13 protein-coding genes are annotated in these 13,288 nt (G+C 31.8%); 2 read left to right on the top strand and 11 right to left on the bottom strand.

Going from position 1 to position 13,288, the window contains the following annotated elements; all coding sequences use genetic code 11:
- Window positions 1-6: 6 nt before the first annotated feature.
- From BN863_RS00135 to pdxA, 4 genes are all read right to left on the bottom strand, one after another.
- Window positions 7-1,002 carry a beta-ketoacyl-ACP synthase III gene (locus BN863_RS00135; protein ID WP_038525956.1) on the bottom strand — a complete coding sequence of 332 codons (996 nt, stop codon included), beginning with the start codon at window positions 1,000-1,002 and terminating at the stop codon, window positions 7-9.
- Window positions 1,003-1,181: 179 nt separating this feature from the next.
- A complete protein-coding gene (rpmF, locus tag BN863_RS00130) occupies window positions 1,182-1,385 on the bottom strand; it encodes a 50S ribosomal protein L32 (protein ID WP_007647175.1) in 204 nt (67 codons plus the stop codon).
- A 7-nt stretch (window positions 1,386-1,392) separates the two neighbouring features.
- Window positions 1,393-1,935, bottom strand: a complete 543-nt coding sequence (locus tag BN863_RS00125) for a YceD family protein (protein ID WP_038525950.1) — start codon at window positions 1,933-1,935, stop codon at window positions 1,393-1,395.
- 97 nt (window positions 1,936-2,032) lie between these two features.
- Window positions 2,033-3,055 carry a 4-hydroxythreonine-4-phosphate dehydrogenase PdxA gene (gene pdxA, locus BN863_RS00120; RefSeq protein WP_038525946.1) on the bottom strand — a complete coding sequence of 341 codons (1,023 nt, stop codon included), beginning with the start codon at window positions 3,053-3,055 and terminating at the stop codon, window positions 2,033-2,035.
- A 65-nt stretch (window positions 3,056-3,120) separates the two neighbouring features.
- Between pdxA and BN863_RS00115 the strand changes: the two genes are divergently transcribed.
- Entirely contained in the window at window positions 3,121-3,714 is a 594-nt protein-coding gene (locus tag BN863_RS00115) for a riboflavin synthase (protein WP_038525943.1), read from the top strand.
- Between the two features lie 6 nt (window positions 3,715-3,720).
- Here the strand turns inward: BN863_RS00115 and BN863_RS00110 are convergent, their stop codons facing one another.
- Window positions 3,721-3,918: a PID-CTERM protein-sorting domain-containing protein gene (locus tag BN863_RS00110; RefSeq protein WP_038525940.1), complete on the bottom strand. Its 198-nt coding sequence runs from the start codon at window positions 3,916-3,918 to the stop codon at window positions 3,721-3,723.
- A gap of 343 nt (window positions 3,919-4,261) precedes the next feature.
- Here BN863_RS00110 and BN863_RS00105 point away from each other — a divergent pair, with 343 nt between their 5' ends.
- Window positions 4,262-5,299 (top strand): LacI family DNA-binding transcriptional regulator, encoded by a 1,038-nt coding sequence (locus BN863_RS00105; RefSeq protein ID WP_038525937.1) that lies wholly within the window; start codon window positions 4,262-4,264, stop codon window positions 5,297-5,299.
- A 41-nt stretch (window positions 5,300-5,340) separates the two neighbouring features.
- On the opposite strand, the gene xylE is transcribed toward BN863_RS00105, so the two are convergent.
- The 6 genes from xylE to BN863_RS00075 form a co-directional block, all read right to left on the bottom strand.
- Entirely contained in the window at window positions 5,341-6,759 is a 1,419-nt protein-coding gene (gene xylE, locus BN863_RS00100; RefSeq protein WP_038525934.1) for a D-xylose transporter XylE, read from the bottom strand.
- 121 nt (window positions 6,760-6,880) lie between these two features.
- Entirely contained in the window at window positions 6,881-8,206 is a 1,326-nt protein-coding gene (gene xylA / locus BN863_RS00095; RefSeq protein ID WP_038525931.1) for a xylose isomerase, read from the bottom strand.
- Window positions 8,207-8,209: 3 nt separating this feature from the next.
- On the bottom strand, window positions 8,210-9,694 hold the full coding sequence (locus BN863_RS00090) for a xylulokinase (RefSeq protein WP_038525929.1): 1,485 nt from the start codon (window positions 9,692-9,694) through the stop codon (window positions 8,210-8,212).
- Between the two features lie 425 nt (window positions 9,695-10,119).
- Window positions 10,120-11,013, bottom strand: a complete 894-nt coding sequence (locus BN863_RS17870) for a glycosyltransferase (protein ID WP_051774397.1) — start codon at window positions 11,011-11,013, stop codon at window positions 10,120-10,122.
- Between the two features lie 280 nt (window positions 11,014-11,293).
- Complete coding sequence (locus BN863_RS00080; protein ID WP_038525926.1) at window positions 11,294-12,361, bottom strand: zinc-binding metallopeptidase family protein; 1,068 nt, start codon at window positions 12,359-12,361, stop codon at window positions 11,294-11,296.
- A gap of 260 nt (window positions 12,362-12,621) precedes the next feature.
- Window positions 12,622-13,287 carry a response regulator gene (locus tag BN863_RS00075; RefSeq protein WP_038525923.1) on the bottom strand — a complete coding sequence of 222 codons (666 nt, stop codon included), beginning with the start codon at window positions 13,285-13,287 and terminating at the stop codon, window positions 12,622-12,624.
- Window position 13,288 lies beyond the last annotated feature (1 nt).

Genomic DNA, 13,288 nt, shown 5'->3' with positions numbered 1-13,288 from the left:
AGTCAATTAAGAGTTGTATGCCCAAGTTAAATAAATAGATCCCCATGTAAAACCACCTCCAAAAGCTGCAAAAACTAATTTATCGCCTTTTTTAAGTTGTTTTTCATAATCGTTAAGCAATAATGGTAATGTAGCAGAAGTGGTGTTACCATACTTTTCTATATTAGTCATTACTTTTTTCGAATCTAAATCTATTCTATTAGCTGTAGCATCAATAATACGCTTATTTGCTTGGTGTGCTACTAGCCAAGAAATTTCGTCTTTAGTCAAATTATTTCGTTCTAATATTTTTACGGCAACATCTGCCATATTAGATACTGCATTCTTAAATACTGTTTTTCCATCTTGAAACACAAAGTGCTTTCCTTCTGCTACTGCTTCTGGAGTAATAGGAAAAGATGATCCGCCATATGTAGCTTGTAGAAAATCTCTACCACTACCATCGCTTCTTAAATACTCGTCGTGTAACCCGAAACCTTCTTCATTAGGTTCGAATAACACTGCACCGGCACCATCACCAAAAATAATACATGTTGCACGGTCTTTATAATTAATCATTGAAGAATTTTTATCTGCTCCAATAAGTAATATTTTTTTATAACGTCCAGATTCAATGTAACTAGACGCTGTTGACATTCCAAATAGAAAGCTTGAACATGCTGCTTCTAAATCGTAAGCAAATGCATTTACGGCTCCAATTGCTGTTGCAGTAAAAGATGCTGTTGCAGCGGCTTTCATGTCTGGTGTCGCTGTCGCTACAATTACTAAATCGATTTCCTTTGGATCTACTCCAGATTTGTCTATTAGGTCTTGAGCTGCATTTATTGCTAGAAAAGAAGTTCCTTTTCCAACTTCCTTTAAAATACGACGTTCTTTAATACCTGTTCTTGAGGTAATCCATTCATCATTTGTTTCAACCATAGACTCTAACATCTTATTAGTTAAAACGTGCTCTGGCACATATGCTCCTACAGCCGTAATAGCCGCTGTTATTTTACTCATAACGTATAAATTATTGAACCAAAACTTAGATAATTAGACCTGAAACATCAATTTTACGGCCAAATTACTTAATTTTTAGTTTAATTAGATGCAAATTAAGTTGTTTTTGACTTATAGAAAACTATATGACAAAAAAAACGCTCACAAATGGAGCGTTTTTTTATATGCGTGCATAATACTTATGCTAGATTTTCCTCTACCTCTGAGTTGTCAATTAATACTTGACCTCTGTAGTATAATTTACCTTCATGCCAGTGAGCTCTGTGATATAAGTGAGCTTCTCCTGTTGTAGGACAAGTAGCAATTTGTGGCGCAGTTGCTTTATAATGTGTTCTTCTTTTATCTCTTCTTGTTTTCGAGATTTTTCTTTTAGGATGTGCCATTTTCTATTTATTTATTATCCGTTAATAGTTGCTTTAATGTATTCCAACGAGGGTCTGACTCCTCCTGGTCTTTTTTTTCTTCCTTTATTTTAGGACTTAATTCTTCTAACTTATCGAGTATCTCTGACTTTAACGTTCCATCTTCAATTCCTGGATGAACACGTTTTGTTGGAATTGCCAATACTATTAGTTCGTAAATATACTGTTGTATATTTAACTCGTATTCCCCATGAGGAATAACTAGTAAGTCAATTTCTTCGTCATTATACTCGTCACCAAAATTCACTACCAAATCAAATTCATTTTGAATAGGTTGATCGTAAGGTTCATTTGTGACATCACAATAGACATTTACAATTCCCGAAATTTCAAAATGCAATTCTAATAAGGTGGTCTTTTTTTCGAAAAGCACATTTACTTGAATGTTAGCATCATTAAAATCTTCATACCCAAAATGTGTAAAGAACTCTTGTCCAATTTGATATTCGAATTGATGTTTTCCTAATTTTAATCCAACGAATTGAATTGTAAATTCTTTCAACAGCTTCATTTCTATATCTAATTTGAGCCTGCAAATATATGAATTTTTATTTTACACAAGCTTACTTATAAACATTTTTTTGTTTATATCTTTTTTATTTAATATTTTACACTCTTTTTACTAGTTTATCGTATTCCAAACGGTGCTTATAAATCTGAATTCCAGAATATAAGGCTTCTTTAAATGAAGACTCATTTGCAATACCTTTTCCTGCTATTTCAAAAGCTGTACCATGATCAGGTGATGTTCTTACCTTATTTAAACCCGCAGTGTAATTTACACCTTCACCAAATGATAAGGTTTTAAACGGAATTAATCCTTGATCGTGATATGATGCAATTATAGCATCGAAATTCTTATAATTATTAGATCCAAAAAAGCTATCTGCTGCATATGGCCCAAATACCAGCTTCCCACTTTCTTTAATTTTATTTAAAGTTGGACGTAAAACAACATCATCTTCAGTACCAATAACCCCATTATCTCCTGTATGCGGATTAATACCTAAAACAGCAATTTTTGGTTTAGAAATTTGAAAATCTTGTTGTAACGATTTGTAAACAGTATTAATTTTCTTCTCGATTAATTCAGGAGTAATATGGTTTGCAATTTCACTAACTGGAACATGATCAGTTAAAAGTCCGACTTTTAAAGTGTCAGTAATCATAAACATTAAACTTTCTCCTTCCAATTCTTGTGCTAAATAATCTGTATGTCCAGGGAATTTAAATTTTTCTGACTGAATATTATGTTTATTAATAGGTGCTGTTACTAACAAATCTACTCCTCCTGTTTTTAAAGCTTCGGTAGCCAACTCTAAAGATTTAATAGCATATTCACCAATTTTAAAATCTTCCTTTCCAAAGTTAATAGACACATTTTCCTTCCAACAATTTAAAACATTAACCTTACCAATAACCAATTGATTTATCTGATTTATTCCGTTAAAGTTTATATCCATTTTAAAGTGATTCTTATAAAATGACATCACTTTAACTGAAGCGAAAATCACTGGTGTACAAAACTCTAGAATTCTTGGGTCTTCGAAAGTTTTTAAAACAATCTCTCCTCCAATACCATTCAAGTCTCCAATTGAAATTCCAACTATAATATTTTCTTCTTTCTTCATTAAACTTGATAACTATTTTGTTCGTAATTTTACAACTACAAATTTAACCAAATAAATGAATTAATATGTTTACAGGAATAATAGAAAATTTAGGTCGTGTTGCAAATCTAGAATCAGATCAAGATAATCTACATGTAACCATAGAAAGTGCTTTAGCTTCAGAATTAAAAATTGATCAAAGTATAGCTCATAACGGTGTTTGTTTAACAGTTGTAGAAATTAAAGACAACACTTATACGGTTACTGCAATTCAAGAAACATTAAACAAAACAAATTTAAGTACACTTAAAACAAACGACCTAGTAAACTTAGAACGCGCCATGTTATTAGGAGACCGGTTAGACGGACATATTGTACAAGGGCACGTAGACCAAACGGCAGAGTGTATTGATATTAAAGAAACTTCTGGAAGCTGGTTATTTACTTTTGAATATGATAAAAGCCTCAAAAATATCACTATTGAAAAAGGGTCTATTACAGTAAATGGAACTAGTTTAACGGTTGTAGATTCTAAACGCAATCAGTTTAGTGTAGCGATTATCCCATATACTTTTGAGCACACAAATTTTAAATACTTTAAAATAGGAGATACTGTAAATTTAGAATTCGATGTATTAGGAAAGTACGTAAAGCGTTTATTAGAATTCGATATTAAGTAAGAAAGATTACTTAATAGATTTTTTTACCCCATAATATGCACCAGCTGCCATAAGAATAACTAAACCACCATCTATAGGAAGTCCTGGAGGATTTGGAGCTCCTGGTAACGGAGGACCGTCTGGAGCATCAATATTAGTTTGAGCAATAGACACGGCACCTATTAATAAGAAAGTAAATATAAAAAGTTTTATTTTATTTGGCATCACTTCTATTTAATGGCTAAGTAACTTAACCAAAATAATTTATAAAAAATTAAAATCTAATATAGGTTTTAATCTCAATTTTTATACGGCTGTAAATTTAATATAAAAAAAATTACCTAAACAACTAATCTTACTACTATTTTACTAGATATGTTTGATTTTATTAAAGAATGAGTCGTTTGCCTCTTTTTTAAAATTAATTTAATTAAACACCTGCGTTACAATATTTTCAGCGAAGACTTATTTTATAATAATATTAAAACGTTAAAGATGTAGGCTATTTTTATACTTTTACAATAAGACTCACGCTTTACAGTTTCAATTTTACAAATTTAAATACACTATGAAACAACGCATCACATTAAAGCAAATTGCTAACACTTTTAATGTATCCATAGCTACCGTATCTAAAGCTTTAAAAGATAGTCATGAAATTAGTAATGCTACTAAATTAAAAATTCAAGAATACGCATACACACACAACTACAGACCTAATAGTATTGCTTTGAGTCTATTAAATAAAAAGACCAAAACTATAGGTGTTATCATGCCTTCCATATTAAATCCTTTTTTCGTAAAAACATTTAGTGGTATAGAACAAGTGGCTAACGACAAAGGTTATAATGTGATTGCAATAGTTTCTCATAGTAAATTAGAAAAAGAAATAGCTTCTATACATATGCTAGAAAATGGGTTAGTAGACGGCTTACTCATTTCACTAAGCGAAGAAACCGAAGCTAAGCAACAGTTTAATCATCTAAAATCCTTTATTGACAATGCTGGCCCAATTGTTATGTTTGATCGAGTTTCAGATTCAATCAACACAGATAAAGTTATTGTAGACGATTTTAATTGTGCCTACAAAGCCACCGAACACTTAATAAAAACAGGCTGTAAACATATTGCTGTGGTCTCTACATTAGATAATGTAGGAATTATTAAGTTACGTATAAATGGTTACCTAAAGGCTTTAGAAGACTATAAACTTCCTGTAAATAAAAAAATAATTAATCTTATAAAACCAAGGTATGATTTTGAAACAGAAATTAAAACCATGTTAGATTACCAAGATGTAGATGCTATTATAGGACTTGAAGAGTTTTCGGCTGTAGAATCGATGGTAATAGCACAAGACCGTGGTTATAACATTCCAGATGATATTTCTATAATAAGTTTTACAAGCAGCGATTTTTTTAAATATACCAAACCTTCAATTACCTGTATAAATCAGCATAGTGTGTTTATGGGAAAAACTGCTGCTGAAATTTTAATTTCGAAAATAGAACAACCTTTAGGTACTGAAGATGTTTTTGAAACCAAAACAATTAAAACGACTTTAGTAGAACGAAAAAGCACAAAATCATTAGCTAATAGCTACTAATTTTGTGCTTTTTTAAATTGTTTATAAAAAAGGGATTTATACTACTTTTTAGTCCATAAATCATTCATTTCTTCTAATGTTTTACCTTTTGTTTCAGGAATAAATTTCCACACAAAGAAAGCGGCTAAAACCCCCATTAAACCATAAATCCAATATGCAAATCCGTGATTAAACTGCTCTATTAAATAGCTGTTTTTATCCATCATAGGAAACGTCCAAGACACTAAATAATTCGCAATCCATTGGCAAGCTACTGCTACGGCTAGCGCTTTTCCACGAATGTTATTTGGAAACATTTCCGACAACAACACCCAAGTTACAGGTCCCCAACTCATTGCAAATCCTGCAACATACACTAACATACAAATTAGAGAGAATAGCCCTAACGAATGCATAAAGAATGAAGTTCCTAAAGCAAACATAGCTACAGCCATAGCTATTGCTCCTATAATCATTAATGGTTTTCTTCCAAATTTATCTACTGTTTGCATAGCCAATACCGTAAATAACAGATTTATAGCACCTACAATAATAGTTTGCATTAAGGCAATATCTGTCCCAGACCCCATACTTTTAAAAATTTCTGGAGCATAATACAACACTACATTTATTCCAACAAATTGCTGAAAAACAGATAGTAGAATACCAAATATAATTACAGGCACACCATAAGAAAACAGTTTTCCTGAATTTGCTGTAACTGTATTTTTAATATCAGCTAAAATAACTTTTGCTTGTTCGGCTCCATTTACACGCGTTAATACGCTTAATGCTTTTTCAGGTTTAGACTGCAATACTAAAGATCTTGGTGTATCTGGAACAAACATTAAAAAGAATAAAAACAAACTTGCTGGAATAATTTCTGAAGCAAACATATAACGCCAACCTACTGTATTTAACCAATTATCATCTCCTAATCCAGAAATATAATAATTTACAAAATAAACAATTAACATCCCGAATACAATGGCAAACTGATTCATAGATACCAAACGCCCTCTACTTTCTGCGGGAGCAATTTCAGCAATATATAAAGGAGAAAGCATAGATGCCAGACCAACACCAACACCACCAATAATACGGTAAACAATAAAAAAGTACATAAATGTATGATCACCCTCTCCTACAGGTCTCATAAATAATTCGGGAGCTGAAGACCCTATAGCCGATAATAAAAACAATAAAGCAGCTAAAATCAATCCGTTTTTTCTACCTAATTTTCTACTAATAAAACCACCAGAAATCCCACCAATTATACAACCAATTAACGCGCTAGAAACTAAAAACCCTAATCGAGCATTTGCTGCCATTTCAGACAAACCGTAGGGCATGACAAAAAACTGCTCTAAAGAACTTACTGTGCCTGAAATGACTGCAGTATCGTACCCAAAAAGTAATCCCCCTAAGGTCGCGACCAAAGTTAAGCGCCATAAAAAGGCTGAATTGTGTGAAGCTGACATAATTTTATAGTTTGTTTAGTTTATAAAAAAAATAGTGATAATGAAAATTGCAAAAAACTGTATCGCAATTTGGTTGAATTAACGATACAGTTTTGGTGTATTGAAATTTTATTCTAATATATTAAATATATTGATTGATTATATTTTCAAACAGTTCTTGTTTACCGCTTTGCAGTTCTAATTCACCATTTTCTTGAGCGATTATATATAAATCTTGAAAGTTTAATTTTCCGTTTTCAAAATCTTTGCCTTTTCCTGAATCGAAACTACTGTAACGCTCTGTTCTTAATGCATCGTAAGCCGAAGATGCAATAATTTTATCTGCTGTTAATAAAGCTCTAGCGAAGGTATCTGCTCCACCAATATGCGCATGGAATACATCTTCCATATCTGTTGAATTTCTTCTGATTTTAGCATCGAAATTCACACCTCCACCTTGTAAACCACCTGCTTTTAAAAACACCAACATGGCTTCTGTAGTCTCTTGAATATTATTTGGAAACTGATCTGTATCCCAACCGTTTTGGTAATCTCCACGGTTTGCATCTAAACTTCCTAACATACCTGCTTTTGCTGCTGTAGCAATTTCATGTTGGAAAGTGTGTTGTGCTAAAGTTGCATGATTAACTTCTATATTAATTTTAAAATCTTTATCTAAACCATATTCTTTTAAGAATCCAATAGCTGTAGCCGAATCAAAATCGTATTGATGTTTCATTGGTTCCATTGGTTTAGGTTCGATAAAGAAGTTTCCTTTAAAACCTTGTGCTCTTGCATAATCTCTAGCCATACCTAAGAACTGTCCCATATGGTCTAATTCACGACCCATATCTGTGTTTAATAAGCTCATATAACCTTCACGACCACCCCAGAACACATAATTTTCACCACCTAAAGCAATAGTTGCGTCTATAGCTAATTTTATCTGACCACCAGCTCTTGCAAGTACATTAAAATCTGGATTAGTAGATGCGCCATTCATATAACGCGGATTAGAAAAACAGTTTGCTGTTCCCCAAAGTAATTTTACACCTGAAGCGGCTTGTTTTTCTTTTAAATAGTCGGTAATCGTTGCCAATCTACTTTCTAACTCTCCAAAAGTAGACCCTTCTCTCACTAAATCTACATCGTGAAAACAGTAGTAATCGAAGCCCATTTTGGTAATAAATTCAAAAGCGGCATCTGCTTTTGCTTTTGCTGCTTCAATTGCATCTGATGGTTCGTCCCAAGGAAAATTTAATGTTCCTGGTCCAAATGGATCTCCTCCTGTTCCGCAGAATGTATGCCAATACGAAATAGCAAATCTAAAATGCTCACGCATTGTTTTTCCTGCTACAACTTGTTCCGGATTATAATATTTAAATGCTAACGGATTATCGGATTCTTTTCCTTCAAATTTTATATCACCAATACCTTTGTAATACTCCTTATTTCCTAATGTTGCCATAATTTATTTGTGTTTTAATATCATTTCTAATTCTGTTTTCCATTGTTTGTATGCTGCTTCATACGGTGCTTTATTTTGCAAAGGCAGATACGTCATTACATGATCGTTATTGGTAATATTCTTCCCAAATTTATCAAAGTTACCATCTGTTAAACCGGCAGCTCTTGCAGCTCCAACAGCTCCTGTTGTATTATATATTTCTATATCATGATCAATTAAGGTTGCAACTGTATTTGCAAATATTTCTGAACGGAATAGATTATCATTTCCTGCACGTATCACTTTAATTTCTCCTATATCTTTTTTCAAAATTTCAACTCCATAAACAAAAGAAAAGGCAATACCTTCTAAAGCCGCACGAAATAGGTGTGCATTATTATGCAGATTTAAATTCAAATTTAAAATATGGGTCCCGACATTTTTATTCTCTAGCATACGTTCTGCACCATTACCAAACGGAATAACAACAACACCATTAGAACCCACTTCAATTTTTGACGCTTTGCGATTCATGTTTTCATAAGAATCTACACCACTATTATTTCGTAACCAACGGTATTGAATCCCGGCACCGTTAATATTTAAAAGAGTTCCAATTATAGGTTTTTCTTTAGTGTAATTAACATGTGCAAAATGATTTACTTTTGAAATCTCTTGAGGTTTTAAATTATTGGAAACCGCATATACAACACCTGAAGTTCCACCTGTAGCAGCAACTTCTCCCGGATTAAAAATATTAAGTGACAAAGCATTGTTTGGCTGATCGCCAGAACGGTATGTTACCTGAACACCTAAGGGCAGCCCTGTTTCTTTTGAAGCTTGCTCGTTTACAACACCTTGGCTTGTAAAATTCTCGACAATTTCTGGAACTAGATTTTTATCGATACCATAGTATTCTAATAACGCTGTAGCAACATCGTCTTTTTTATAATCCCATAAAATACCTTCAGACAATCCGTTTTTTGTGGTTGCCATTTTACCTGTAAGTTTATACGCGATATAATCGCCAGGCAGCATGAATTTATAAATCTTTTTATAGATTTCTGGTTCGTTATCTATAACCCATTTTAGTTTAGAAGCTGTAAAATTGCCCGGAGCATTTAGCATGTGCGTCCCACAAATATCTTTTCCTAAATCGGTTAGTGCTTGTCTTCCTATTTCAACAGCACGGCTATCACACCATATAATTGAATTTCTTAACGGGTTTCCATCTTTATCTACAATAACTAAACCATGCATTTGATAAGAAATACCAATATTTTTTATTTCAGAAAGGTTAACATTAGCCTCTACAATAACACGCTTTATAGCATTACAAACATGCATCCACCACATCTCTGGATCCTGCTCTGCCCAATCTGGATTAATAGCAACTATCTCCATCTCGTTTGGAGGTTCAAGAAGTGATATTATTTTTTTTCCACTTTCAGCATCAACTAAAGCTACTTTGACTGATGAACTTCCTAAATCTATTCCTAAATGATACATTCTTTCTTAAAAAATATGTTTGGTTAAATAACTTTTAAAACATTGTATTAAAATGAATGTTAAACATCTACAGCTAAACGCATTTATTAGTAATTGTTAACCATCACATCCATTTAAATGTGAAATTATAAATTTTTAGACTAATTATTTAGTTATGCTTAAACATCTCTTAATTTAAATTATTTATACATGAATCCTATTTTTAATGACAATCAGATAAAAATGATTGAAAACTTCAATAAAACAAGCCCTTTACAACGTGTTTAAAATTTGAACAGCGTTATTTTAAAATTCACTTAAAGGTTTAAGTAATTTCTTGGTTTAACTGAGTGTAAAAACCCATATAATAAAAAAACCTCCAAGAACTTTTAGTTCCGGAGGCTTTAATTAAAATTGTTTGTTTTTTATGTCTTGATCTCGCGCTATTACTTTAGCTGAACTTTTGCAGAATAATCTAAAGCGTTATTCGCCTTTTTTTCTATATTAAGTAAATATAGATGTAATCGTTTACTGGTATTTATAACTATTTTTTGTAGTAGATTTACTCCTTTTAAATTTGAGTTAGAAATTGTATTGTTATCTTTATTAATAATTTTAATATTATTTTCAGTAGTAATTTTTTTACCACTTACAATATTTTTAATTATCAAGTTTCTTAGTGTATCTTCATTAATAACTGCCCCGATTCCCACATTTACAATAACATTTCCTGTAGCGTTATTAATTACTGCATTTAAATCTTGATTTTCTACTTTTTCTTTAGATTGATAAATAGAAACTCTATCTCCTAAATCGTTTTTGGCTTCATGAATCCAACTCCAAGTATCATCACTATTAGTATTACCTATTGCTAAAATTTGCAATTTGTGTTCTGGGTAATCGCTTTTTGCAAGGCTAATTAAAGTGTTATAAACGTGTTTCCCTTCGTTATTAGCACTTACCACAGCTGTAACCGATGGTAAATTTTCATCTTCTACAACTTGCTTAGTTTTGTCTTTTAAATATAAATATAATTTAGAAAGATAAATTACTCCGCTAAATGCTAACCAGCTATTAAGCAATATAAAAAAAGCATAAAATAAAGGATTATATAAAGGGTTTAATAAGATATCATTGAAAGCTTGGTAAAAAGCAAAAATTCCGCTTGCTGCAACCATCATTAATAGCAAAGTTGCTACAAAAGTAATTACGCTTTTAAGAACTGTATCTTTACCAGGAACAGATTGATTATTAAAAATCATCTTATTTAAGATATCAGAACCGCTAAAAGCGATATCTGAAATATTAAGTTGTGATGTGTTTGAAGTTATAGTGTTCATATTATATGTATGACTAAATTATCTATCTTTTTTACAGATCTACCAATTTATAAATTGATAGACGCTAATAGATAAGCAATAGACATGCCACCACCACAACACCAATAAAAACAAGGGTTTACACAATTTTACCCTAAAAATAAGTGTATACTTTTTACACACTTAACATTTTCTTGTATACTAATTATACAACATTTAGGATACACTTTTTTACACACCTAAAGAAATTCAATAAAGCAATACCCAACAATACATAGCTAATAAAAATATAGAACGCAGACTATTTGATTTTATTTTTATAACGTTTCAAAATTTGATGAATGAATTCTAGCTTAGTTTTTACCACATCTGAAATCACGAAAGGATAAACATCTGTAATTCCCATAGATCTATTTATACTATTTACAACATAGAATAAAGGAGACACTTCATTAAGTATGGTTTTAAAAGGCAAATCGTCTTTATACGGATAAATAGCTTTAATACGCATATGCTCAGAATTATTAAAATTTGGATTCCCTTCTAAACCAAAATAGAATGCCGTTTCCATAGCATCTAAAATATGTAGATAGTGCGCCCAAGTTTCTGCCCAATCTTCCCACGGATGAGATGATGCATAAGTACTTATAAAATTTGTTTTCCAATTTTTAGGAGCACCATTCTTATAATGTGCTTGCAAAGCTTCTCCGTAGTCTTGACTTTCATCTCCAAAAAGTGCTCTAAAATCTTCTAAAAACTCATCGTTATCTCGAAAAATTCTATCCCAATAATAGTGACCCACTTCATGCCTAAAATGTCCAATTAAAGTCCGATATTTTTCATTTAAAGATATTCGGGTTTGTTCACGGCTTACAGTATCTGCTTCTGCTAAAAGAATAGTAACCACACCATTTGCATGTCCTGTCATTATTTTTTTACCATCAACCTCAGCATCTTCTTTAGATAAGAAATCGAAAAACAATCCCGTTTCCGGATTATCAAATTTACTAATTACTGGTAAATCAAGACGTTGTAAAGCATAAATAAGTCTATGCTTTGCAATTTCCATTACTTGCCAACGTTCGTTATATTCTGGCACAGATAAATCTGGAATAGTTCTATTTAATTCGCAAGATGTACAAAACCCATTTTCATCGTCTATAGGCATTAACCAATTGCAAGCATGCAAGCTTTTATTCTTACAGTATATATAATCTACACCTTTAACATTCCACTTTAAATGCCCGGTATTATTGGCTAATATTTCATTTTCAGAATCTAAATACCCTAAAGCCGACCCACAACTTTCGCAAATTGTATTTTCAAAAAAAACTGGGAAATCGCAATGACTACATTGAAATATTTTCATAATAAAACATTTATAGATTAATAAATTGGAGGCTGTAACTATTTTACGGCATCGGCAAATATAACCTAATATTTGTTCAGAAAAACGTTCAACATTAGCTTGTTAACAAGTTCGTATAAAACACAAAAAAAAGTCAGATAACACCGGTGATTGCAACGTGCTAAATGACTCTTTTTCCCTTTTGTAATTGATAACTTTTTCAAAGCTATACTTTTTAACCCTATTTGTTTTACGGGAAACCACAATTAAATCAAAACATTTTAAATAAGACCTAAATCTTTTACAATTGCTACTAAGTGTATCACATTAGCGGCTTTAAAATCATCTTTTAATTTATTTAAACGTTTTTCTATCGAGCTTAAACTTCTGGGTTTAATGCCTTGTTTTTCTAATAATGCACTAATTTCATTTTGTGATAAACCTTGCGATAAATATTTTATAAGATTAATATCGTAATCCTGAATTTCTAAAGACGATTGCGGATTTAAAGCATTTTCTACTTGTGGAGAAAGAAACAGTTTATGTTCTTGAATCTCTTCAATAGCTTGTCCTAGCTCTAAAATACTTCTACGGCCTTTACACACATATGCGTTGATGTTGTATTTATTTACCAGCGTTCTAACGCGCTGCAACCGATCGTCTGTAGAAAACACAATTATTGGAATATTAAATTCGTCTGCTCTAACCGCCGCAACAAGCTCTTCTCCAGACTTAAGTTCACCTGCTTTATAATCTGTTTTAAAAGATAAATCGGTAATTAATAAATCGAACGGATTATGATCTTGTCTAGCCGTTTTAAGTTTAAGTAAAGCAGAATCGCAGTATTGCGATTTTTCTACATCAAAAATATCGTTGTCACTAAGCATTTGAAGGATTCCTTCGTTTACAATGTCGTAATCGTCTACTATTAAAACTTTTTTAAACATA

Origin of the sequence: Formosa agariphila KMM 3901 (genome assembly GCF_000723205.1) — a bacterium.
In the GTDB taxonomy this organism is placed as follows: Bacteria; Bacteroidota; Bacteroidia; order Flavobacteriales; family Flavobacteriaceae; genus Formosa; species Formosa agariphila.
Note: the sequence above shows the minus strand (reverse complement) of the source record. Positions and strands in the feature narration are given on the sequence as shown.

Coding starts and splice junctions, on each gene's coding strand:
- BN863_RS00080 (WP_038525926.1), bottom strand. CDS start 12,361: ATGAAAATATTTCAATGTAGTCATTGCGATTTCCCAGTTTTTTTTGAA.
- BN863_RS00125 (WP_038525950.1), bottom strand. CDS start 1,935: ATGAAGCTGTTGAAAGAATTTACAATTCAATTCGTTGGATTAAAATTA.
- pdxA (WP_038525946.1), bottom strand. CDS start 3,055: ATGAAGAAAGAAGAAAATATTATAGTTGGAATTTCAATTGGAGACTTG.
- BN863_RS00075 (WP_038525923.1), bottom strand. CDS start 13,287: ATGTTTAAAAAAGTTTTAATAGTAGACGATTACGACATTGTAAACGAA.
- rpmF (WP_007647175.1), bottom strand. CDS start 1,385: ATGGCACATCCTAAAAGAAAAATCTCGAAAACAAGAAGAGATAAAAGA.
- BN863_RS00135 (WP_038525956.1), bottom strand. CDS start 1,002: ATGAGTAAAATAACAGCGGCTATTACGGCTGTAGGAGCATATGTGCCA.
- BN863_RS00090 (WP_038525929.1), bottom strand. CDS start 9,694: ATGTATCATTTAGGAATAGATTTAGGAAGTTCATCAGTCAAAGTAGCT.
- BN863_RS00110 (WP_038525940.1), bottom strand. CDS start 3,918: ATGCCAAATAAAATAAAACTTTTTATATTTACTTTCTTATTAATAGGT.
- BN863_RS00105 (WP_038525937.1), top strand. CDS start 4,262: ATGAAACAACGCATCACATTAAAGCAAATTGCTAACACTTTTAATGTA.
- BN863_RS00115 (WP_038525943.1), top strand. CDS start 3,121: ATGTTTACAGGAATAATAGAAAATTTAGGTCGTGTTGCAAATCTAGAA.
- BN863_RS17870 (WP_051774397.1), bottom strand. CDS start 11,013: ATGAACACTATAACTTCAAACACATCACAACTTAATATTTCAGATATC.
- xylA (WP_038525931.1), bottom strand. CDS start 8,206: ATGGCAACATTAGGAAATAAGGAGTATTACAAAGGTATTGGTGATATA.
- xylE (WP_038525934.1), bottom strand. CDS start 6,759: ATGTCAGCTTCACACAATTCAGCCTTTTTATGGCGCTTAACTTTGGTC.